General features: G+C 63.7%; 23 protein-coding genes. 7 read left to right on the forward strand and 16 right to left on the reverse strand.

Translation table 11 applies throughout. The annotated features are described in order from the left end of the window. Positions 1 to 102: 102 nt before the first annotated feature. Together P0D80_RS05490 and P0D80_RS05495 are read right to left on the reverse strand one after the other, a co-directional pair. Positions 103 to 870, reverse strand: a complete 768-nt coding sequence (locus P0D80_RS05490; RefSeq protein WP_408281869.1) for a peptidoglycan DD-metalloendopeptidase family protein — start codon at positions 868 to 870, stop codon at positions 103 to 105. Positions 871 to 1,025: 155 nt separating this feature from the next. After that, a complete protein-coding gene (locus tag P0D80_RS05495; protein WP_408176984.1) occupies positions 1,026 to 1,337 on the reverse strand; it encodes a cupin domain-containing protein in 312 nt (103 codons plus the stop codon). A 250-nt stretch (positions 1,338 to 1,587) separates the two neighbouring features. On the opposite strand from P0D80_RS05495, the gene P0D80_RS05500 reads away from it, so the two are divergent. Together P0D80_RS05500 and P0D80_RS05505 are read left to right on the forward strand one after the other, a co-directional pair. Further along, on the forward strand, positions 1,588 to 1,908 hold the full coding sequence (locus P0D80_RS05500) for a hypothetical protein (RefSeq protein WP_132382178.1): 321 nt from the start codon (positions 1,588 to 1,590) through the stop codon (positions 1,906 to 1,908). 176 nt (positions 1,909 to 2,084) lie between these two features. Next, positions 2,085 to 2,831 (forward strand): DUF2968 domain-containing protein, encoded by a 747-nt coding sequence (locus tag P0D80_RS05505; protein ID WP_408281870.1) that lies wholly within the window; start codon positions 2,085 to 2,087, stop codon positions 2,829 to 2,831. 154 nt (positions 2,832 to 2,985) lie between these two features. Here the strand turns inward: P0D80_RS05505 and P0D80_RS05510 are convergent, their stop codons facing one another. From P0D80_RS05510 to P0D80_RS05555, 10 genes are all read right to left on the reverse strand, one after another. After that, a complete protein-coding gene (locus tag P0D80_RS05510) occupies positions 2,986 to 3,303 on the reverse strand; it encodes a DUF4148 domain-containing protein (RefSeq protein WP_132382174.1) in 318 nt (105 codons plus the stop codon). A 266-nt stretch (positions 3,304 to 3,569) separates the two neighbouring features. Further along, the gene (gene gnd / locus P0D80_RS05515) at positions 3,570 to 4,979 is read right to left on the reverse strand and encodes an NADP-dependent phosphogluconate dehydrogenase (protein WP_408281872.1); all 1,410 of its coding nucleotides are present in this window, start codon (positions 4,977 to 4,979) and stop codon (positions 3,570 to 3,572) included. 178 nt (positions 4,980 to 5,157) lie between these two features. Continuing rightward, a complete protein-coding gene (locus P0D80_RS05520; protein WP_408281874.1) occupies positions 5,158 to 5,790 on the reverse strand; it encodes a DUF938 domain-containing protein in 633 nt (210 codons plus the stop codon). A 31-nt stretch (positions 5,791 to 5,821) separates the two neighbouring features. Then, a complete protein-coding gene (locus P0D80_RS05525; protein WP_408281875.1) occupies positions 5,822 to 6,427 on the reverse strand; it encodes a pyridoxamine 5'-phosphate oxidase family protein in 606 nt (201 codons plus the stop codon). Between the two features lie 31 nt (positions 6,428 to 6,458). Next, positions 6,459 to 7,328 (reverse strand): NAD-dependent protein deacetylase, encoded by an 870-nt coding sequence (locus P0D80_RS05530; protein WP_408281877.1) that lies wholly within the window; start codon positions 7,326 to 7,328, stop codon positions 6,459 to 6,461. 54 nt (positions 7,329 to 7,382) lie between these two features. Continuing rightward, the gene (locus P0D80_RS05535) at positions 7,383 to 7,601 is read right to left on the reverse strand and encodes an oxidoreductase-like domain-containing protein (protein ID WP_132382164.1); all 219 of its coding nucleotides are present in this window, start codon (positions 7,599 to 7,601) and stop codon (positions 7,383 to 7,385) included. 88 nt (positions 7,602 to 7,689) lie between these two features. Beyond that, positions 7,690 to 8,454, reverse strand: coding sequence for an SDR family oxidoreductase (locus P0D80_RS05540; RefSeq protein WP_132382162.1), 765 nt, complete (start codon positions 8,452 to 8,454; stop codon positions 7,690 to 7,692). 106 nt (positions 8,455 to 8,560) lie between these two features. Further along, complete coding sequence (locus tag P0D80_RS05545; protein WP_408281879.1) at positions 8,561 to 9,457, reverse strand: glutamate/aspartate ABC transporter substrate-binding protein; 897 nt, start codon at positions 9,455 to 9,457, stop codon at positions 8,561 to 8,563. A gap of 76 nt (positions 9,458 to 9,533) precedes the next feature. Further along, positions 9,534 to 10,781 (reverse strand): D-amino acid dehydrogenase, encoded by a 1,248-nt coding sequence (locus tag P0D80_RS05550; protein WP_408281881.1) that lies wholly within the window; start codon positions 10,779 to 10,781, stop codon positions 9,534 to 9,536. 118 nt (positions 10,782 to 10,899) lie between these two features. Next, positions 10,900 to 11,775, reverse strand: a complete 876-nt coding sequence (locus tag P0D80_RS05555; RefSeq protein ID WP_408281883.1) for a LysR family transcriptional regulator — start codon at positions 11,773 to 11,775, stop codon at positions 10,900 to 10,902. A gap of 232 nt (positions 11,776 to 12,007) precedes the next feature. Between P0D80_RS05555 and P0D80_RS05560 the strand changes: the two genes are divergently transcribed. Next, complete coding sequence (locus P0D80_RS05560; protein ID WP_408281885.1) at positions 12,008 to 12,871, forward strand: polysaccharide deacetylase family protein; 864 nt, start codon at positions 12,008 to 12,010, stop codon at positions 12,869 to 12,871. 94 nt (positions 12,872 to 12,965) lie between these two features. Here the strand turns inward: P0D80_RS05560 and P0D80_RS05565 are convergent, their stop codons facing one another. Both P0D80_RS05565 and P0D80_RS05570 read right to left on the reverse strand, forming a co-directional pair. After that, positions 12,966 to 14,378 (reverse strand): DUF2252 domain-containing protein, encoded by a 1,413-nt coding sequence (locus tag P0D80_RS05565; protein ID WP_408281887.1) that lies wholly within the window; start codon positions 14,376 to 14,378, stop codon positions 12,966 to 12,968. A gap of 89 nt (positions 14,379 to 14,467) precedes the next feature. Beyond that, complete coding sequence (locus P0D80_RS05570) at positions 14,468 to 15,481, reverse strand: hypothetical protein (RefSeq protein ID WP_408281889.1); 1,014 nt, start codon at positions 15,479 to 15,481, stop codon at positions 14,468 to 14,470. Between the two features lie 424 nt (positions 15,482 to 15,905). Between P0D80_RS05570 and motA the strand changes: the two genes are divergently transcribed. From motA to P0D80_RS05590, 4 genes are all read left to right on the forward strand, one after another. Continuing rightward, a complete protein-coding gene (gene motA / locus P0D80_RS05575) occupies positions 15,906 to 16,775 on the forward strand; it encodes a flagellar motor stator protein MotA (RefSeq protein WP_408176969.1) in 870 nt (289 codons plus the stop codon). A gap of 14 nt (positions 16,776 to 16,789) precedes the next feature. Then, the gene (gene motB, locus P0D80_RS05580) at positions 16,790 to 17,779 is read left to right on the forward strand and encodes a flagellar motor protein MotB (RefSeq protein WP_408281891.1); all 990 of its coding nucleotides are present in this window, start codon (positions 16,790 to 16,792) and stop codon (positions 17,777 to 17,779) included. A gap of 110 nt (positions 17,780 to 17,889) precedes the next feature. Next, positions 17,890 to 18,573, forward strand: coding sequence for a Pr6Pr family membrane protein (locus P0D80_RS05585; protein ID WP_408176967.1), 684 nt, complete (start codon positions 17,890 to 17,892; stop codon positions 18,571 to 18,573). Positions 18,574 to 18,742: 169 nt separating this feature from the next. Then, positions 18,743 to 19,030: a CsbD family protein gene (locus P0D80_RS05590; RefSeq protein ID WP_132382142.1), complete on the forward strand. Its 288-nt coding sequence runs from the start codon at positions 18,743 to 18,745 to the stop codon at positions 19,028 to 19,030. An 88-nt stretch (positions 19,031 to 19,118) separates the two neighbouring features. Here the strand turns inward: P0D80_RS05590 and P0D80_RS05595 are convergent, their stop codons facing one another. Continuing rightward, entirely contained in the window at positions 19,119 to 19,931 is an 813-nt protein-coding gene (locus tag P0D80_RS05595; protein ID WP_408176966.1) for an exodeoxyribonuclease III, read from the reverse strand. A 33-nt stretch (positions 19,932 to 19,964) separates the two neighbouring features. Continuing rightward, complete coding sequence (locus P0D80_RS05600; RefSeq protein ID WP_408176964.1) at positions 19,965 to 20,183, reverse strand: hypothetical protein; 219 nt, start codon at positions 20,181 to 20,183, stop codon at positions 19,965 to 19,967. Positions 20,184 to 20,307 lie beyond the last annotated feature (124 nt).

Below are 20,307 nucleotides of genomic sequence, written 5' to 3' on the forward strand. Positions count from 1 at the left end.
ACGCACCGCGCCGTCGGTATCGACGGGCGGACACGGCGCCGGCAGTTTAGCCACACAGTATATTCAATTAACGCGGCGCTGAAATCGCGCTAAAAAGAAGCTTCAGCCGCCCGACTTGGGCAGCCACGCGAGCGGATCGACCGGCTGGCCGTTCTGGCGGACCTCGAACTGGATCGACGCGACACCGCGGCTATCCACTCCGACTTCACCGATGGTTTGCCCCTGCGCGACCGCGTCGCCTTCCTTGACGAGCAGCGTGCTGTTCTGCCCGTAGGCGGTGATCAGCGAGTCGTCGTGCTTGATGATGATGAGCGGGCCGTACGCCTCGATACCCGAGCCGGCATAGACGACGCGGCCGGTAGCGGCTGCCTTGACCGGATCGCCCGCACGCCCGCCAATCACGATGCCGTTCGATTTACCCGGCGCGAAGGTTCTCAGCACCGGGCCGCGGACCGGCCATTGCAACACGCCTTGCTGCGGTCCGGCGGATGCCGGGGGCGCGCCGGGCGTAGCGGGACCGGTCGGCCCGACGGCAACCGGCGGCGTCACGACACTGCCCGAGGCCATTGGCGGAGAGACTCGCAGCACTTGGCCCGGCGTAACGGCGGCATTGGCCGCAAGGCCGTTCCACGCCGCGACCTCCTGCGGTTTGCGGCCATATGCCGAAGCAATCCCGCCGATCGTGTCGCCCGGATTGACCCGGTAGAAACCGGCGGGAACCGGAACCGTACTGAGCGTGGTCGGGCCGGAAGGCGTGCTGCTGTAAAACGGCGTGCTCTCCCACGGCATCGTCGTACAGCCGCTGAACATCACGCTGAGTGCGGCCGCTGCCAGCAACCGGGTCCCCGTCAATTGCCATGGTCTTGTCATGTGATTTTCCTCGACACTTTGTTCAATCAATCGGATTCAATCGATGCCCAAGCATTTGCCGTGCCGCTCGTCTCGAGGGCGCGGCGACGGTTATCCATTATGCCGCCGTGCGCGGCGACAACCGCGCCGGCATGGCATCGGCCGTCCGCCAACATTCAGACGCTGCCTTCCGCCTCGACCACCAGAATGCGCGCCGCGCCGATCGGATGCGCCACATGTTCGGTGCCGACCGTTGCGTAGAACACGTCGCCCGTCTCCAGAATGGCCGACTGTTCGACGCCACCTTCGCGATAGCGCATCTCGACGCGGCCATCGAGCACGGCGAACACTTCCTCGCCGTCGTTGACGTGCCATTTATAAGGCTGATCGGTCCAATGCAGGCGCGTCGTGATGCCGCCCATGTTGGCGATATCGAGCGCGCCCCAAGCGCGCGTCGCGGTGAAATTCTTGCTGCGAATGATCTTCATGGTCACGAGGCAGTTGAGAAAAACGACACCGGCCAGTCATGCGATCCATTGTGCATAGCGGGCCGCCAGGCCTTGGGCGAACCACCTCCGGGCTGGCCCCATTATAGGTGCGCTAGCCCGCTCGCCCGTCGTCAGCAGGCCGCGCGGCCGATTTGTGTGAGCATTGAATCCTTTGAGCCCTCGCCTATACTCAGTCATGCTGCCGCGACGCGCCGTAAGCAAAACGACTGATTCTGCGAGGGAGTTGAGAATGAACAAAGCCACTTTTCTGGCCGTGCAACTCCACGTCGACGATGTCGCGGCGTCGCCTGGTCTGGTCGAGTTGCTGAACACGCACCTGGTCTTCGCCGCCGACGTGGCCGAAGCCGCCGACGCCCTCGTCCAACTGGCCAGCATTGCGGGATTGTCGAGCGGCGTGGAGGCGAGCGTCGAGATTCCTGCTTTGGCGATCGAGCGGCTGCGCGAGGCGCTCGACAATCTGAGCGGCTACGACGAATCCTGGCTGCTCGCCCTCGAACCGAGCCGCGCATTATTCGATGAAATAGGCCGCCGGCATCGCACGCTGCATTAGAGCCACGCACGCGGATTGCATCCGGGTTGCATCCGTATTGCCGCGCACCCCCGGCGTCCGTTCACCAACGCCGCCGGTCCGCCATGTTTCGCTCACCGCTCGCCTGCCAGACTAACCGGCACGCTTCACTGTCGGCGCCGTTTGCGGATTTCGGGCGACTCAACCGGAGGACCGCCGTGAAAAGTCTCCTGAACCGCCGCCACGTGCTGGCAGGCCCGTCGCATCTCGTGCATGACGTGCGCGCGAGCGCCTCCGATCCCGCCTCGTCCGACGACAACGAACCGGCAGCGGCCGACGACTCGTCCGCCGGCTCCGCGGCGCTGGACGCGGAACCGAGGCCGGTTCGTCCGGTGAGCACCTTGCGGCCGGTGCCGGTGGTGCCGGCACAGGTCGGCGTGCGCGGCGTGCAGATTGCCGACATCGCCGAAGTCGAATGGCTCGCCGAAGAGGAAGCGTTGGCGCCGTTTCGCGTATTCCGCAGCTTCGACTATTCGGTCAGCCTGCTCTTCCATGCGAAGGAACTGACCTACTACGTCGCCCTGTATGAGGACGGCTCGCTGTGGCGCGCACTGAAAGCCACCGATCTCGAAGCCGCCCAAACCGCCTTCCATCATTTCGAGGAGCAGGCGACGCGGCTCGCGGACGGCGAAACCCGCCGCGCCCAACTCGAAGCGCAGAACGAACAGCTCGCGCGCATGATCGCGCGCTCCGAGGTGCAGGCCGAGCGGCTGCGCAGCGATCTGCAAAGGCGCGGCACGCACGAGCAGGCGGTGTCGAACCGGCAGCATCAGGTGCGCAAAGAGGTGTCGCAACTGGAAGCGCAGCGCGTGGCCGCGCAGGCGCATCTGAACAAGGCGCATCGGCAGATTCATCAGCTCAATCTGACGAGCAACGAAGCGATTCCGCATTTGCCCAATCGTTGAGGATCGCGGGTCGACGAGCGCGCACCGACATCGTGTCGGATGCCGGCGCCCGCGCCGCGCCGTAAACGACAAACGCCGCCCGGCAATCCGGACGGCGTTTTTATTTGCTTGCCGCCTATGAGCCAGGCGGCATTTCCATCAGCTTCGGCGTAAATTAGTTGCCGAAGTAAACCGAGTTACGGTCGTTGCTGCTCACCGGACGGCCAGCTTGCGAGCTGCCGGCGATCGGTGCGCCGTAGCCGCTGTTCACAGCCTGGGCGGTGCCGTTTTGCGCATCGACACGTGCCTGGGCGGCCTGGATGTTAGCCGGGTAATCGAAGTGATCGCCAACCGGGTTGTAACCGGCCTTTTCCAGCTGAACCAGTTCAGCGCGGACTTGAGCGCGCGTCACCGGCTGATTCGATTGAGCAAACGAAGCGACAGGAGCGGCCAGAGCGGCGGCGACGACAACTGCAGAGATAAGAGCCTTCATGATGTAAACCTCCAGAACTTGTTTTTTAATTCGCTGTGGGCTTGTTGTGCCGTAGCGCTTAAATAGAAGTTTAGGAGTGTCGACACCTAGGGGAAACCCCTAAAACGACGAAACTCTATTTCGAATTTCGCAACAGTAGCAGACGGACCGAACCGCCGCGCTACCTGTCCGCTGGCTTTCAGCAATAATTCATCAACTGGGTTTGAAGCGCTTTCACAGGCCGGCGCGCCTTGCTGCAAGGGCGCGCCGGACGGCGATTCAAACGCTCAGCTCCAGTTCGCGTGGAAGCTGCCCGGCTTGTCGATACGCTCGAACGTATGCGCGCCGAAGAAATCGCGCTGCGCCTGCACGAGGTTCGCCGGCAGGCGTTCCGAACGATACGCGTCGAAATACGCGATGGCCGACGCGAACGCCGGCACCGGCACGCCCGCGTTGACCGCTGCCACCACGACCTCGCGCAACGCCGCCTGATAATTCCTGGCGATGTCTCGGAAATACGGATCGAGCAGCAGATTGGCAATCGCCTTGTCCTTCGTATAAGCGTCCGTGATCTTTTGCAGGAAGCGGGCGCGGATGATACAGCCGGCGCGGAAAATCTTCGCGATCGTGCCGTAGTCCAGATCCCACTTGTACTCTTCCGAGGCGGCGCGCAGTTGCGCGAAGCCTTGCGCGTACGAAATCACCTTGCTGAAATACAGCGCGCGGCGCACCGATTCGATAAAGGCGTCGCGTTCGACGCCGAGCGGCTTGGCCTGCGGCCCCTCCAGCAATTTGCTTGCTGCCACGCGCTGCGTCTTCAGCGACGACAGCACGCGCGCGAACACGGCTTCCGTGATTAGCGGCAGCGGCGCGCCGAGATCGAGTGCGTTCTGGCTGGTCCACTTGCCGGTGCCTTTCTGCGCGGCGCGATCGAGAATCACGTCGACCAGATCCTTGCCGGTCTCGTCATCTTTCTTGCTGAAAATCTTCGAGGTGATTTCGATCAGGTAGCTGTCGAGTTCGCCCTGATTCCACTCGGTATAGACCTTGCCGAGTTCTTCGTTCGACAGCCCGACCACCTGCTTGAGCACCGCGTAGCTTTCCGCGATCAGTTGCATGTCGCCGTATTCGATGCCGTTGTGCACCATCTTCACGAAGTGGCCCGCGCCGTCCGGCCCCATGTAAGCGACGCACGGCTCGCCGTCCGGCGCCTTCGCGGCGATTTCGGTGAGGATCGGGGCCACGAGGTCGTACGCGTCGCGCTGGCCGCCCGGCATGATCGACGGACCTTTCAGCGCGCCTTCTTCGCCGCCCGACACGCCCGTGCCGATGAAGTGCAGACCTGACTTCGCGAGATCCTGGTTGCGGCGGATGGTGTCGGTGAAATGCGTGTTGCCGCCGTCGATCAGAATGTCGCCCTTGTCCAGCAGCGGTTTCAACTGGTTGATCGTGGCGTCGGTGCCTTCGCCTGCCTTGACCATCAGCAGAATGCGGCGCGGCTTTTCCAGCGACTCCACGAATTCTTCCAACGTGAAAGCCGGCACCAGCTTCTTGTCCGGATATTCGGCGATGAGTTCGTCGGTTTTCTCGCGGCTACGGTTGTACACCGATACCGCGTGGCCGCGGCTCTCGATGTTGAGCGCCAGATTCCGGCCCATGACCGCTAGCCCCACCACGCCGATTGCCTGTTTGCCCATGTGAATTCTCCAGAGTCCAAAAAATGTCGTGACGCCGCGCCGGAAAGAACGTCAGTGCGACGTCGAGGGTGAAAGAATAAAAGAAATGCCAGCTTGCCGCTCGTTGGCGGACACCGGGCGGCGCTTTTCAGTGCGTTGAATCCGCGTCCAACCCGCGCTTAACCTGCATTGACGTTCGTCAGACCCGCGCCGCGTCCACGCTTTTCCTGAACACCAGACTGAAATTGTTGGCCGGCATCGCGATCGGCTCGTCGCACACGAGTCCGACTGAAGCGCCCAACGCCACCACGGCTTCCATGTCGCGCACGCCCCATTCCGGATCGCGGCCGCGCAACTGTTGATCAAATGCATCGTTGCTCGGAGAAGTATGCGCTCCGCCGCGTTTGTAAGGACCGTACAGATACAGTACACCGCCATCGACGAGACGGCGGCTCGCGCCCGCGAACAGCGCCTGCGCCGCGCTCCAGGGCGAGATGTGAATCATGTTGATGCACACCACGGCGTCGAGCGTGTCCACGCGCCAGTCCGGCTGATGCACGTCGAGCGCGAGCGGCGCGCGCACGTTCGCGAGCCCCTCGTGCGCGGTCCACTCGGCGATCGAATCACGCGCGCTGGCATCGGCGTCGCTCGGTTGCCAGTCGAGTCCGGGCATGGCGCGGGCAAACCAGATCGCGTGCTGGCCGGTGCCGCTCGCGATTTCGAGCACGCGGCCGGTGACCGGCAGCGCCGCACGCAACACCGCGAGGATCGGTTCGCGGTTGCGTTCAGCGGATGGCGAATGTTGCCGCAACGCCGATTGGGAATCTGTCATGTTCAGGTTCGGTTGAGCTTCGGTTTCAGTTTCAGTACAGGGTCGTGCGCACGCGTTCGTCGAGTTCGCGATCGTAGGTGGCCGCGTCGAACTGCACGCCGTTGATGCGCCGATGAATCTCGCCCGCGCTCGGCAGCCGCGAACGTTCGACGTGCCGCGCCGGGTCCCACAGTTTCGAGCGCACCAACGCTTTCGAGCAGTGAAAATAGACGCTGTCCACGTCGATCAGCAGCACGGTGCGCGGCAGTTTACCTTCGACGGCGAAACTGTCCAGCCAGTGCGGATCGTTGGTAATACGGCCGCGGCCGTTCACGCGCAAACTTTCGCCGACGCCGGGAATGATGAAGAGCAGCGCGAGCCGCGGCTCGACGATGATATTGCGCAGACTGTCGAGGCGGTTGTTGCCGATCCGGTCCGGCAGCGCGAGCGTGCGTTCGTCGACGATGCGCACGAAGCCCGGCGCGTCGCCGCGCGGCGAACAGTCGAGGCCTTCCGGTCCGGCGGTCGCGAGCACGCCGAACGGCGCGACTTCGATGAATGCGCGATAGTCCTCGTTGATGGATGAAATCTCTTTGCGCACGGCACGCTCGTGCGGCTGACCGTAGAGGGCTTCGAGCTGTGCGATCGTCGTCAACATCGGCATTCCTTTTTTTATCGGTGTGACCGGTTTAATCCAGCGCCAGCCGGCCGGCCAGCGCGGTCAGCGCGGCGGCGCACGGGGCGGCGATTTTCAGCGACAACAGCGGGTCGGCGCGCGTGCGCCCCAGATTGATCGCGACGACCGGCTTGCCCTGCTTCTGCGCCCACACGCAAAAGCGATAGCCGGAGTAGACCATCAGCGACGAGCCGACCACCAGCACGGCGTCCGCCGCGTCGAGCGCCTGCGAGGCCGCCTCCACGCGCTCCTTCGGCACGCTTTCGCCGAAGAACACCACCGCCGGCTTCAGCAAGCCGCCGCAGTTCGAGCACGCCGGAATGCGGAAGCCGCCGAGATCGTGCCATTCGAGATGCGCGTCGCCATCGGCGGCGGTTTCGGCGGTCACGTTCAGCAGCGCGGGATTGTCGGCTTCAAGGGTCTGCTGGATCGACGCGCGCGAGTGTTGCATGCCGCAGTCCAGACACGTCACCCCATCGATGCCACCATGCAGTTCGATCACCTCGCGGCTGCCCGCCCGCTGATGCAGGCCGTCGACGTTCTGCGTCACCAGCGTCGGCACGTGGCCGGCCGCTTCGAGCCGGGCCAGCGCGGTATGCGCGGCGTTGGGCTGCGCGTGCGCGACCACCGGCCAGCCGACCATGCTGCGCGCCCAGTAGCGCTGGCGCATGGCGAGCGTGCCGAGAAACTCCTGCACCGTGATGGGCGGCGAGCGTTTCCACTCGCCTTTGTCGTCGCGATAGCCGGGAATGCCGGAGTCGGTGCTGATGCCCGCGCCGGTCAGCACGAACAGCCGCGGATAACGCTGCACGAAGCGATGCAGGTCGTCCAGCGTGTGCGAATCATTCAGGGGTTCGTGAGGCGCGGACTGAAGGTCGGTCATGACGGGGCATGGTGAAGGGCTGCGGCGGTCTCAAGGCTAAATCTCGAGCGCCGTTCAACGGTGCGAACGCGGCTTGCTCTGCCGCGTTGCCGTATGTGGCGTCTGCTGCGCTTGCCGCGCCTGCCACTCGGCGAGCGCAGTTCGATAACGTTCGAGCGCGTCGTCGTAGAGATCGAAAACACACGGATTGCAGCCGCTATGACAACAGTCGTCGAGATCGGGCTGCACGGGCGGCACCGGTTGCGGGTCGTCCTTGGGTGTGGCTCGGGGCACGGCGAATCGCTTTCCATCGAGGCGGGAAGCGATCAGTATAAGTTGATCTCGCGCCGCTTGCTCTTTGCGTCGGGCGCGCGCGCAGCCGTCACCCCCGCCCGACGAACGGCATCTTGCTCGCCATGATCGTCATGAACTGCACGTTCGCCGAGAGCGGCAGCTCCGCCATGTGCAGCACGGCGTCCGCCACGTGTTGAACGTCCATCAGCGGCTCGACCGCGATTTCGCCGTTGGCCTGCGGCACGCCGCGCGCCATGCGTTCGGCCATTTCCGTCGCCGCATTGCCGATGTCGATCTGCCCGCACACGATGTCGTATTTGCGGCCGTCGAGCGACACGGCTTTCGTGAGGCCGGTGATGGCGTGCTTGGTCGCGGTATAGGCAATGCTATTGGGCCGCGGCGCATGCGCCGAGATGGAACCGTTGTTGATGATGCGCCCGCCTCGCGGGCTCTGCGTTTTCATCAGACCGAAGGCCGCGCGCGTACAAAGGAACACGCCGGTGAGATTGGTGTCGACCACCGAGCGCCATTCGTCGATATCGAGTTCGTCGATATCGACTGGCGAACCGTTGCGGCCTGCGTTGTTGAACAGCACGTCGAGCCGGCCGCGGCGCGCGCGGATCGTCTCGAACAACGCGGCGACGCTATCGGCGTTGGTGACGTCGCACGCCACGGCGAGCGCGTCGCCGCCGAGTGGCTGCGCCTCCTGAACGACGGCATCGAGCGGCGCCTGACGACGGCCGGCCAGTACGACGCTATAACCGTGTTCCAGCAGCTTGAGCGCGCACGCGCGACCGATCCCGCTGCCCGCGCCCGTCACCAGCGCGACCTTCTTGACTCCCGTTTCCGTCACGGCACGTCTCCTCGTTTGTGCAGTTGATGCATGATGCGGACCGCTGCACACGAACTTGCCGGACCGGACGGCGTGGAAAGCGCCACGGGAAACGCCCAGCGAGCGCTCAATCCAGCGCGCGGTCGTTCGGGTTCGCGAACAGCGACTTCATATCCGCCGACAGCGGATAGTTCAGGTTGATGCCCTTCGGCGGAATCGGCTGCGTGAACCACTTCTGGTACATGGTCGCGGCCTCGCCCGAGGTTTGCAGCCGGGCGATCACGCCGTCGGCGAGTTTCTTGAACCTCGGGTCTTCCTTGCGGAACATGCAACCATACACTTCGGACATCGGCGAGGTGCCGGTGATCAGGTAGTCGTCCGCGTCCGCCTCTTTGGCTTTAGCACCATACAACAGCGGATCGTCCATCACAAATGCCACGGCGCGGCCGGTCTTCACATTGAGGAACGATTCCGCGTGGTCTTTCGCGCTGATCAGGCGCATGTTCATGCCCTTGTCGTTGTTCATCTGCCGCAAGAGGCGTTCCTCGGAAGTGCCCGCCGTGGTCACCACGGTCTTGCCGGCGAGATCGGGAAAGTCCTTCACGCCCGAGCTTTTCTTCACGATCATGCGCACGCCGTACTGGAAGAAGCTGTTCGAAAACGCCACCTGGTTGTCGCGGTCTTTGGTATGCGTAGTCGAGCCGCATTCGATATCGACGGTGCCGTTCTGCACCAGCGGAATGCGGTTTTGCGACGTGATCGGCACTTCCTTCACTTTCAGATTCGGCAGGTTCAGTTCCTTTTTCACCTCGTCGACGATCTTCAGCGCGAAGGCTTGCGAGTAGCCGATCACCTGCTGCTGTTCATCGTAGTAAGAGAACGGCACCGACGATTCGCGCACGCCGAGCGAAATCACGCCGGTGTCGCGGATTTTTTTCAGCGTGGCGCTAGTCTCTTCGGCCCGCGCGGTGCCGGCAAGCGTCGTGGCGATGGCGATCGTGGTGAGGGCTACAGCGAGTTTCATGAGGTCTCCTTTCGTGGCGCCGAAGCGGCGTGTTGTGGTGGTTCTGTAAAGACGGCGTAATGCAACGCACTGTGCGCTAGCGCTGCCATGCATAGGCGCCGAGGTCGAGCGGCGGCGTGCGGCCCGCGATCGCATCGGCGATCACACGCGCACTGCCGCACGCCAGCGTGAAGCCGAGCGCGCCGTGTCCTGTGTTGAGCCACAGATTGCGATAAGGCGTGGCGCCGATGAGTGGCTTGCTGTCCGGCGTGGCCGGCCGATGGCCGCACCATGTCTGCGCCTTCGCGTAGTCGCCGGCATCCGGGAAAATCTCCTGCGCCTGGCGCTTGAGCAAGGCCAGACGCCGCTCGCGTTGCGCGACATGCATGCCGGCGATTTCGACCATGCCCGCAATCCGCAAACGCTCGCCAAGCGGCGCGTACACCAGCTTGCGATGCAGATCGGTCACGCTCACGCGCGGCGCCTGGCCGGGCGCGCCCGGAATGGTGAGGCTATAGCCGGTGAGCGGATACATCGGCAGCCGCATGCCGAGCTCGCGCAACAACGGCGCGCTGCCGTTGCCCAACGCGACCACGAAGGCATCCGCGCGCCATTCGCCTTGCGGCGTGCGCACGGCCACCGCCGAGCCGCGCTCGGTGACGAACGAGTGAACCGGCGTCTCGTAGTGAATCGTCACGCCGTAGCGCGTTTTCAGCACGTCGGCGAGCGCGACGCTGAAGCGGTGGCAATCGCCCGCCTCTTCCGACGGCGTATGAATCCCGCCCGCCAGCAACGGCTGCGCGCGTTCGAGCGCGGGTTCGAGCGCCACGCAGGCGGCGGCGTCGAGCGCACGCTGATCGGAGCCTGCCGTTTGCAAATAGGCCATCTTGCGACGTGCCGCATCGAACGCATTCGCGTCACGGTACACGACGAGTTTGCCGTTGCGCACGTAGTTGAAGTCGATCGCTTCGCGTTGCACGAGATCGTGCAGCGTAGCGCGGCTCAACGCGCCCAGTTGCAGCATCTCAATGGCGGTTTGACGCGCGCGTTCGCCGCGGCAGGCGAGCAGAAACGACAGGCACCAGCGCCACTGCTGCGGATCGAGACGCGGCACGAAACGCAACGCGGAATCGCTTCGCAGCAGCCATGCGGGCAGATGCGGCAGAACCGATGGATCGGCGAGCGGCGCGACATAGCTATAGCTCAACTGGCCGCCGTTCGCGAAGCTCGCTTCGAGCGCCGCACCGTCGCGGCCTTCGAGAATCGTTACCTCGTGGCCGTCTCGCGCCAGTTGATAGGCGCTCGTCAAACCCGCCACGCCCGCACCAAGTACACATACCCGCATAAACATCACGCCTTCGAAGATTCATCCACATGAGTGTGGCGCGACGAAATGCGCGCAGCAAATGAGCAGATGCACGGCTCCATAACCCAGGGTTAAGAGCTCGAACCCGAGGGACGGCTCAGGCGAAGGGCGCGCGCAACACGTCGAGAAACGCGTTGCCGGCCTGCGAGTCCATGCCGCCGTCGCGCCACAGCGCGAACACGCCCGCCGACAGCGCGGGCGTCACCGGCCGGATCGCGACCGGCTCCGCGCCGCTGCGCGCCGTCAGTTCGTCGAGCAGCGCATAGCCGATGCCGCGTGCGGCGAGAGCGCGCGCCACATACCAGGTCTGCGCTTCGACGGCGGCGACGCTTTCATCGAGGCCCTGCGCTTCGAGCGCATTGCCGATCAGTTCGCCAAGCGGATCGGTATTGCCGATGCTGATCCAGTCGCGCGCGAGGAAGGCCGCGAGATCGATCGGCTGCCGCGCGTCGGGATCGTCGGGCGGACAGACACAGACGATCGCCGTGCGGCCCAGCTCGACCGCGGTGATGCCGGGCCGCGCCGGTGGATTCAACGCGATCGCGAGATCGAGATCGCGCGTGAGCAACGCGTTGAGCAACTCCTCCGTATGCCGTGTCTGAATCTTCAGCGACACGCGCGGAAAGTCGCGGCGAAACGCCTGCACCGCCGGCGGAATCAGACTCAGCCCGAGACTCGGCAGACAGCCGATGCGTAGGTGCCCCTCCGGTTGCAGCGCGAGATTGCGCGCCAGATGGCGAATGCCGTCGAGATTCGCGTGCAGCTTCTGCGATTCGGAGAACAGCAGCTCCGCTTCACGCGTCGGCTGCAAGCGGCCATGCACGCGGTTGAACAAAGCGAAACCGAGGCTACGCTCGGCGTGCGCGAGCGCCTTGCTCACGGCGGGCTGCGACACGCACAGTAGTTCCGCCGCTTTCGACAGCGACCCCGTGCGCATGATGGCGTGAAAAATTTCGATGTGACGCAAACGCATGGACGCATGACCGGCACGAACCGGCGAATTAGGCACAGTGAGTTGGACGAGCGGCCGCCCTGAAGGCCCGGCCGTCGCGAAGCATAACGTCTTTCAGCGCGCTTTCATTATTTGCCGTTCCTGTCCGCGGGCGCGTCGCGGCGCGCATCAATGGTATCGTTTGCTGTTGCGCGCCGCGCGCGCGATTCAAGGCCTTCCCAGGAAGGAGGAAGGAAGACAGGAAGCACGCTTTATGAAAGAACTCCCCACGCCGCCGCATGGCGTCCACCACGTGCCGCCACGCCGCTGGCCGCAAACCGGCTATCCCGCGATGCTCACCACCACCGCCGCATGGCACGTATTCGTGCTGGCAGGATGGCTGGTCGCGCCCGCCGCGTGGCCCTGGTGGCTCGCCGCGATCTTTGTGAATCACGCCATTTTCACGGTGGCCGGTCTGTTGCCGCGCACCTCGCTGCTCGGTCCGAACTGGACCCGCCTGCCCGCGTCCGCGCGCAACGCCGACGCGATCGCGCTGACCATCGACGACGGTCCCGATCCCCTCGTCACGCCGCAAGTGCTCGATCTGCTCGACGCCTTCGGCGTGCGCGCCACGTTCTTCTGCATCGGCGCGAAGGCGCAGCGTTATCCGGAACTCGCACGCGAGATCGTCGCGCGCGGCCATGCGCTCGAAAACCATTCGCAGGTTCACGTCCACACGTTTTCCGTGACGTTGCCGGGCGCCCTCACGCGCGAGATCGACGCCGCGCAACGCACGCTCGAAGCCCTAAGCGGCGAACGGCCGATGTTCTTCCGCGCGCCGGCGGGGCTGCGAAACATCTTTCTCGAACCGGTCTTGCGCAAGCTCGATCTGCGGCTCGCAGCGTGGACACGGCGCGGCTACGACACGCGCGAGCGCGATCCCGGGGTGGTGACGCGGCGGCTGCTCGACGGCCTCGCGCCGCGCGACATTCTGCTACTCCACGACGGCAACGCCGCGCTCACGATCGAGGGCACGCCGTTGATCCTCGCGGTGCTGCCGCGTGTGATCGACGCCGCTCGGCAACGGCGCTTGCATTTCGTGACGTTGCGCGAGGCGCGCGTAGACAGCAGAGACTGAGGCGCGCACACGCGTACGCGCGTAGGCCGCTCAGTCCATGCGCGTTACACGGCTCGCATGCAGTCCAACGCGGAGAGCCGCGCCAACACCGCCGCTACACGCGGAAATCCGCCGCCATGTCTTCGTCCGTGCGCGCCTCGAGTTGTCCGCTGCGGCACGCCTTCAGGAACACGTCGTAATCGCGCTCCACCTGATCCGCGTAGGTCGCGGCATAGCCGGTGAGCGCTTCCGCGAACTGGTCGCCACGGCCGATATACGCGCTGACTTCGATCGCCTGCCCGCTCGCCTTGGCATGCGCGCGCGCCATGATCCAGCCGCAGAGCCGCGCATAGCCTTCCAGCAGGTCGATGTCGAACAACTCGATGTTCGCCGAGAGCTTCATGTCGCGCAGCTGGCGGAAATAGAATTGCCGCCCGAGCGGCCCCGTCGCCCAGCCGAGAAAGACGTCGCTCGCGGCCTGCAGCATGCGCTGTCCTTGCACGACGCGTTCACCTTCGTGCTTGATGACCGGCGATTTGTAGAACTGCGCGATCACCGAAGGCCGCGCCTCCTTCAGCTGCAGGAACAGCGGCTTGCCCATGTGATCGACCAACAGCAGCACCATGCAGCGCGTGCCGACGCTGCCCACGCCCACCACCTTGAACACCAGATCCTGCACGGTGAAATGACTGAGCAGTTCGCGCCGGTCATGCGACATCGTCTTCAGATACTCGCCCCACATGCGTTCGAGCAACTTGCGCCAGTTCGCGCCTCGGAACGCTTCGGTCTCTTCCGCGGTGAACAGGGTGTTGGCGCCCAGCATATGAAACAGCGCCGGTGGCGCATCGCGGATCGTCCAGTGGTCGCCGTCGTGCTCGGCCATTTTCTCGAGCAGGCTTTCGTGCGTCCGGCTCGCAGCTTTTTCCATGCCGCGCCTTACGGTGCGGCGGCGTTCCGGTGTCAACGCCGTTTCCGCCATACGGTCGAAGGTGATCCGGTCGTACCAGAGTTCGAGCGCGCCGCATTGCGCGTACTGCGCCATGCGGTCGCGGTATTCGGTGACCGCCGTCATCACCAGGTTTTCAGCGGCGCCCCGGCTCAGGCGCATGTGACGCGCGGCGACGACGAAGCTTGCGGTCAGACGTTTCAGGTCCCACTCGAATGGCCCGATCGACACCTCGTCGAAGTCGTTCAGATCGAAGACGAGTTGCCGCTCGGGCGTAGCGAAGCCGCCGAAATTCATCAAGTGCCCGTCGCCGCAGATCGGCATGGTCAGGCCGGAGTCGCGCACCTGGCTGAGATCGTGCGCCTGCAGGATCGCGGTGCCGCGAAAAAACGTGAAAGGCGAGGCGGCCATGCGCCCATAGCGCAGCGGCACGAGGTTCTGCACCCGGCCCTCGCTGCTTTGCTTGAGCAACTCGATCGGGTTGCGATGCAACTCGCCTACCGCCTTATGGCTCGACCGTTTCGAATGCTCGCGGGCGGCGCGGCCCCGGGCCTCCCGTTCGGCGATGGTGCTGGCTTTCATGCTCTTCTCCGTTTTTCCGGGTCTTGATTAGCGGCTCGAGAGACTGCTTCTGCTGGCACGACAACATCCTGCGTGGGTCGAGTAAGCCTTCACCAACGGTAGCCCACGCCACCGAATATCACATCCGAATCACGATCATAACGGGTCATGACGCGGTTCCATGCGAGCCGCGCATCCCAGTGCTCGGTGATGCGATACGAGCCCGCAATCGTGATGAGGCCGGAGAACGTCCCGGCGCCCGGACCGGGCGTCTCGCTATGTTCGTTCTCGTCGATCGCATAGTAGGCGCCGAAGCCGACCGCCAACGAAACCTTGTCGTTGAGGAACGCGCGTGTGGCCCACAACTGGCTCGTTAGCCCGTCGCGGCGCGCCACCTTGGTACTGCCTTCGTGAAGATAGCCGACCGTCACGTCGAGATATTTCGCAAGGCCGCGCCGGTACTCGATCGCGCCGCCCACTGCGTTCGGTGAGCTGGGCGAATTGACGATGGTTTTGCCGAGATACACCGCCACTTCGTTATTGGTGACCTTGTGCGTGCTGCCGATCGCCCAGTCGCGCGGACCGGGCGAACCAGGCGCGTCGAGCTGATAGCCGACGCCGAACATCACGCCGGTCGAATCCGGTCCACGCTGAACGTGCACGCGATTCAACTGGAACTGCGTGATCCACCGGTTCGACGCGTAATACGCGGCGCGCACGCTGTACACCACGCCCCAGCCGTGGGTGTTGGAATAACTGCCGCCCTGCTCGGCGGTGGTCGTATCGAAGTAGCGGTATGGGCCGACGCCCGCTTGCACGACGAACTGAGGGCTGCCCACGGGAAGGCGCGCCCACAACTGGATCATCTGCCCGTCGCGATGATGATCGGGAATGTGCCCTTCGTTGAGCCACGTGAAGCTCGCGGCGAAATATTGCCCCAGGCCTTCCTGATAGTTGAAGGCCCACGTATAGGTGTTGATACTGCTCGCGCGCGAGCCGCCGCCGAATAGCGAAAACTCCTGAGCGTGACTGAGAGTGGAAATGAACAGCAGGCCGAGACCCGTCATGCAGGCGGCCGCCTTGCGAACCAGCCAATATCGAGCAGCAGATGTCAGATTCCGCATGCGGCATTGTTCTCCGGGTGAGTCGCTAGCGCTGCCGGTATTCGTGGTCGACGGGGGCACTGTGGCGAGGTGTCCCCGGGGAATGGCCGTCGATACAAACTGTTCGTCATGCTAGCAGACCGATCGGTAAAAAGGTTACGTATCCGTTTTGCATCAGCGGCAGATTGACACGGGGGTTTTACCGGACTGGGCGAATACAAGTTGCAATTGCAACGATCGCAATGAGCGGACAAATTTACCGGCACCCATTCAATAAACTAACCGATTGGTGAAATTTTTAGTGTTTCACCCAGCCGAGCACTTCAGCAACAACGAATCCAGCCGTTTACCCATACATGCAAAAATTTTATGACGCACAAGAAAAGGCCTTGAAATAGGACCTGCTCTGATCGGCCGTGCGTCGCGCAAGATAATCGGAGAGAGTATGTTTGTCGCAATCGGCTGGGTTGTAGTGATCGGTTCTGTGATCGGGAGTTTTGTCGGCGTGGGTGGGCACCTGCCGGCGCTTGTTCAGCCGTTCGAATTACTCTGTATTTTCGGTGCGGCAATCGGCGCATTTGTCGTGAGCAATCCGACTTCCACGCTGAAGAAAACCATCAAGGCGATTCCCTCATGTTTTAAAGGCGGCGGCTACACCAAGGAAAAATATCTAGAGCTGATCGCGCTGCTTTATGAACTGCTTCAGAAGGCGCGCAAGGAAGGCATGATGTCGCTCGAAACGGACGTCACCGCGCCGGAAGAAAGCGTGATCTTCCAGAAGTATTCACACGTGTTGGAGGACCATCATCTGCTCGATTTCATCGTCGACTATCTGCGCATGATGTCGGGCGGCAATGTGAACGTGCTCGAAGTGCAGGACTTGATGGACGAGGAGCTGGCCACACATCACGCGGAAGCGTCGGTCGCGGCCAACGCCATTCAGAAAATGGCCGACGGCTTGCCCGCCTTCGGGATCGTCGCGGCGGTCATGGGCGTCGTTCATACCATGGGTTCGGTCGGCGCGCCGCCCGCCGTGCTCGGCGAGATGATTGCCGGCGCGCTGGTCGGCACGTTCCTCGGCATTCTGCTCGCGTATGGCTTTATCGGCCCCGTGGCCGATCTGCTCAACGCGAAGGGCCGCGCTGAGGCCAAGCCGTACCAGTGCGTAAAGGCCGTGCTGCTCGCGTCGCTGTCCGGCTACGCGCCGCCGATCGCCGTGGAGTTCGGCCGCAAGGTGCTGTTCACCGCCGACCGTCCGAGCTTCCAGGAACTCGACGACGCCGTGCGCGCCACCAAGATGCCGAAGTCGGCCTGACGCGGAGCGGCATGATGAGCGAAAGAAGATCGCGCGCCTCGCAGGAGGAACAGGCGCCGGCGCCGGTGATCGTGCGCCGTTCGAGAAGGGGCGATGACCACGGCGGCCATCACGGCGGCGCATGGAAGATCGCCTACGCCGACTTCGTCACCGCGATGATGGCGTTCTTCCTGCTGATGTGGCTGCTCGGCTCCACGTCGAAGTACGACAAGCAGGGTATCGAGGACTATTTCAACACGCCCCTGTCGAGCCTGCTCGGCGGCAACGAAGGCACCGCCGCCGCGCGTCCGAGCGTGGTGCAAGGCGGCGGCCGCGACATCTCCGATACACGGCCCGGCGACGGCAAGAAGAGCCAGACCCAGCCCACTCCGCCCGCCACCGTCGCGCCGACCGTGGCGCCGTCCGATGCGGCGCGTCTCGAACAACTGAAGGCGAAGCTCACTACGTTGATCGAGCAAAGCCCCGCATTGAAGGCGTTCAAGGATCAGATCCGCATTTCGATCACGAACGAAGGGCTGCGTATCGAGATCGTCGATTCGCAGAACCGGCCGATGTTCCCTTCCGGCAGTTCGAAGCTGCAGCCCTACGCGGTGACGATCCTCACGCAGATCGGCGCCGCGCTCAACGACGTCGACAACCGCATTTCGATTGCCGGCCATACGGATGCGGTGCCGTACACCGCGGGCCCGGAAGGCTATTCGAACTGGGAACTGTCGTCCGAACGCGCCAACGCCGCGCGCCGCTCGCTGGTCGCCGGCGGCATGCATGGCGAAAAGCTGCTGCAGGTGCGCGGGCTGGCGGACGTCTTGCCGCTGAACAGCCATGTCGCCGACGAGCCGACCAATCGTCGCATCAGCATCCTGGTGCTGAACAAAGCCGCGGAACTGGCGTTTTTCCACGACGGCGGACGCACCGCGATCGACGAAGCCACTCCGGCGAGTTCGACCATTCCCGCCGTGGTCGGGCGCATGCAGCCGGTGACCGGTTCGCGTAGCACGCCGTAGTATTTTTCCGGCCCTCCGCATGATCGATTCAGCGCGTGCGCTCGATAGCGCACACTGCAGAGCCATAGCGCACACTGCAAAGCCCATGCAGTGTGTATAGAATCGAACGCATGCGCCCTGCCCTTTCCGAGCAACGGGAGCCCGAGCTTCCGCTGCATACGCCTAGTGTTCCGTCGGTGACGTTGGCGGCGATCATCGCCGTCATTGCGTGGATCTCCATCGTCGCGCAAGCCGAGGTCACGATCGATCGCACGCTCGCCCGCGGGCTGACCGTGCTCGACGGCTTCGCCCGCATGAGCAGTTACCTCACCAATCTGACGGTTCTCGCCTGCGCGATCTGCTTTACCTGCGTGGCGTTGCGTGGCCACCGGTCGACGCCCGCGCGATTTTTCCGGCAACCCACCGTCGTCACCGCCGTGGTGGTGTACATGGCGTTTGTCGGGATCGCCTACAACCTGCTGTTGCGAGGTTACTGGACACCTACGGCATTCCGGCTCCTGCTCAACGAATCGCTCCACAGTGTCTTGCCTATGCTCGCCGCGCTTTACTGGGTGCTGTTCGTGCCGCGTTTTCACCTGAAGCTGCGGCATTGTCTGTTGTGGCTGGTGTATCCATTGACCTATCTCGGCGTGACCTTCTGGCGCGGAACGTTGTCGGATTTCTACCCCTATCCGTTCATCAATGTCGAGCGACTCGGGTTTACGCACGCCGTGGTGAATTCGGCGCTGCTGTTCGGCGGCTTCCTTATGCTGATGGCCGTATTCGTGGGGATCAATTCCCGGCGGCGGCACTGACGCTCCAGTCCGGCGCCACCGGTTTTGCTTTTTCCGTCGGGCGCGCTTCTTGCGCCCTGTCTGGTGGACGTAAGCCGCGCTTCTCGGCGCGGCCTGCGCGACACCCTGGTGTGGCCGCGTTGCGATCGCAATGGCTCACACGTAAATATGACAATGGGAGCAAAAACGTATGGACACCAATTCGGCAGCTAACTCAGCGGAAGGCGCAGTGAAGGAAGTCGCGGGCAAGGTTCAGGGCGCGGTCGGCGATGTATTGGGCGATACCGGCACGCAATTGGCCGGCAAGGCGAAAGAACTCAGCGGCAAAGCCCAGCAACTAGCCGCGAGCACCACGAGCCTCGTGCGTGAAACCACGGCGGAAAGCCCCTTCACCGCGATCGCGGTGGTCGCGCTCGCCGGCTTCGTGGCCGGTGCGCTGTGGGCACACGGTGCCGCTGGACGCGACTATCGCCGTTGATTTTCGACGCGGTTGATCGCCGGGCGATCCGCGATGAGCGATCGCCCGTTTCGCGCTTATGCGCCCGCTATACGCCGCTTTTACACTCCTATGCGCCGCTTTTCTTGCGGCGCCCCGCACTCATCTCCAGTTCGACCCACGTGGGCGCGTGATCGCTCGCGTGCGGCTCGCCCCGCACCCAGCGGTCGACGCCCGCATCGCGCAAGCGCGGCGCGAGGTCGGCGCTCAGCAGCAGATGGTCGATGCGCAATCCGGAGTTGGTATCCCAATGCCGGCGGAAATAGTCCCAGAACGTATAGACCCGTTCGTCGCCGAAATGCGTTCGCAGCGCGTCGGTCCAGCCTTGCGCGAGCAGCCGCTGGTAACGCTCGCGGCTCTCGGGCTGCAGCAGCGCGTCCTTCAGCCAGGAACGCGGGTTATAGATGTCTTCGTCGGTGGGCACCACGTTGAAGTCGCCCGCCAGCACGACCGGATGGGCGCTCTTGTACAGTTTCGCCGCATGCTCGATGAAATGATCGAACCACGCCAGCTTGTAGTCGAACTTGGGGCCCGGTTGCGGATTACCGTTCGGCAGATAGAGGCACGCCACCAGCACGCCGCCGACTGCCGCTTCGAGGTAGCGGCTATGCGTGTCGTCCTCGAAACCGGGCAGGCCGCGGCGGCTCTCCAGCGGCGCTTCGCCTTTCGACAGAATCGCCACGCCGTTCCAGGCGCTCTGCCCTTGCCAGATCGCGCTATAGCCGGCGTCGCGCAGTTGCTCGACAGGAAACGCGCTGTCCACCGCCTTGAGTTCCTGCAAACAGACGATGTCGGGCGCCTCGCGTTCGAGCCATTGCAGCAGCGCCGGCAGGCGCGAGCGGATACCGTTGATGTTGAAAGTCGCGATTCGAAGCCTGGCCACGGCATGTCCTCCCTGCACTCCCTGCAATGCGCCCTATTGCGCGGCCGCGTCGCACCACTCGATCGCCCAGGACCTGGCGCATGAAATGGCATCGGCCTGGCTGGGAAAGGCGTCGATGTCGCCGGAATCGTGCGCCTGCACGTGCTCTTTTTTCTGCGGTACGCGAGTGATCTTCGCTCTCGCATAGTAGAGGCCGTCGTCTGCGTGGCGGGCGCGGCAATCGATATGGAAATGCCTGTAGTCGAACTGCATTCGCTCTCCTTTGAACGCGCTTCACTTCGTCTGCTATAGCATCGTTTATTCCCGATCAGCCATGCTCACCGACGGCGCTTCACGCACGCCGGCTCGCGTGCGTGAAGCGCAGCCGCGAGCCGGT

It is taken from the genome of Paraburkholderia sp. RL17-373-BIF-A (assembly GCF_046030175.1).
In the GTDB taxonomy this organism is placed as follows: Bacteria; Pseudomonadota; Gammaproteobacteria; order Burkholderiales; family Burkholderiaceae; genus Paraburkholderia.

What these genes read in the sequence shown, in the direction of transcription:
- P0D80_RS05555 (WP_408281883.1), bottom strand. Translation starts at nt 11,775, where the DNA reads ATGCGTTTGCGTCACATCGAAATTTTTCACGCCATCATGCGCACGGGG.
- P0D80_RS05500 (WP_132382178.1), top strand. Translation starts at nt 1,588, where the DNA reads ATGAACAAAGCCACTTTTCTGGCCGTGCAACTCCACGTCGACGATGTC.
- P0D80_RS05550 (WP_408281881.1), bottom strand. Translation starts at nt 10,781, where the DNA reads ATGCGGGTATGTGTACTTGGTGCGGGCGTGGCGGGTTTGACGAGCGCC.
- motB (WP_408281891.1), top strand. Translation starts at nt 16,790, where the DNA reads ATGAGCGAAAGAAGATCGCGCGCCTCGCAGGAGGAACAGGCGCCGGCG.
- P0D80_RS05490 (WP_408281869.1), bottom strand. Translation starts at nt 870, where the DNA reads ATGACAAGACCATGGCAATTGACGGGGACCCGGTTGCTGGCAGCGGCC.
- P0D80_RS05600 (WP_408176964.1), bottom strand. Translation starts at nt 20,183, where the DNA reads ATGCAGTTCGACTACAGGCATTTCCATATCGATTGCCGCGCCCGCCAC.
- motA (WP_408176969.1), top strand. Translation starts at nt 15,906, where the DNA reads ATGTTTGTCGCAATCGGCTGGGTTGTAGTGATCGGTTCTGTGATCGGG.
- gnd (WP_408281872.1), bottom strand. Translation starts at nt 4,979, where the DNA reads ATGGGCAAACAGGCAATCGGCGTGGTGGGGCTAGCGGTCATGGGCCGG.
- P0D80_RS05590 (WP_132382142.1), top strand. Translation starts at nt 18,743, where the DNA reads ATGGACACCAATTCGGCAGCTAACTCAGCGGAAGGCGCAGTGAAGGAA.
- P0D80_RS05545 (WP_408281879.1), bottom strand. Translation starts at nt 9,457, where the DNA reads ATGAAACTCGCTGTAGCCCTCACCACGATCGCCATCGCCACGACGCTT.
- P0D80_RS05570 (WP_408281889.1), bottom strand. Translation starts at nt 15,481, where the DNA reads ATGCGGAATCTGACATCTGCTGCTCGATATTGGCTGGTTCGCAAGGCG.
- P0D80_RS05530 (WP_408281877.1), bottom strand. Translation starts at nt 7,328, where the DNA reads ATGACCGACCTTCAGTCCGCGCCTCACGAACCCCTGAATGATTCGCAC.
- P0D80_RS05525 (WP_408281875.1), bottom strand. Translation starts at nt 6,427, where the DNA reads ATGTTGACGACGATCGCACAGCTCGAAGCCCTCTACGGTCAGCCGCAC.
- P0D80_RS05565 (WP_408281887.1), bottom strand. Translation starts at nt 14,378, where the DNA reads ATGAAAGCCAGCACCATCGCCGAACGGGAGGCCCGGGGCCGCGCCGCC.
- P0D80_RS05495 (WP_408176984.1), bottom strand. Translation starts at nt 1,337, where the DNA reads ATGAAGATCATTCGCAGCAAGAATTTCACCGCGACGCGCGCTTGGGGC.
- P0D80_RS05560 (WP_408281885.1), top strand. Translation starts at nt 12,008, where the DNA reads ATGAAAGAACTCCCCACGCCGCCGCATGGCGTCCACCACGTGCCGCCA.
- P0D80_RS05510 (WP_132382174.1), bottom strand. Translation starts at nt 3,303, where the DNA reads ATGAAGGCTCTTATCTCTGCAGTTGTCGTCGCCGCCGCTCTGGCCGCT.
- P0D80_RS05585 (WP_408176967.1), top strand. Translation starts at nt 17,890, where the DNA reads ATGCGCCCTGCCCTTTCCGAGCAACGGGAGCCCGAGCTTCCGCTGCAT.
- P0D80_RS05520 (WP_408281874.1), bottom strand. Translation starts at nt 5,790, where the DNA reads ATGACAGATTCCCAATCGGCGTTGCGGCAACATTCGCCATCCGCTGAA.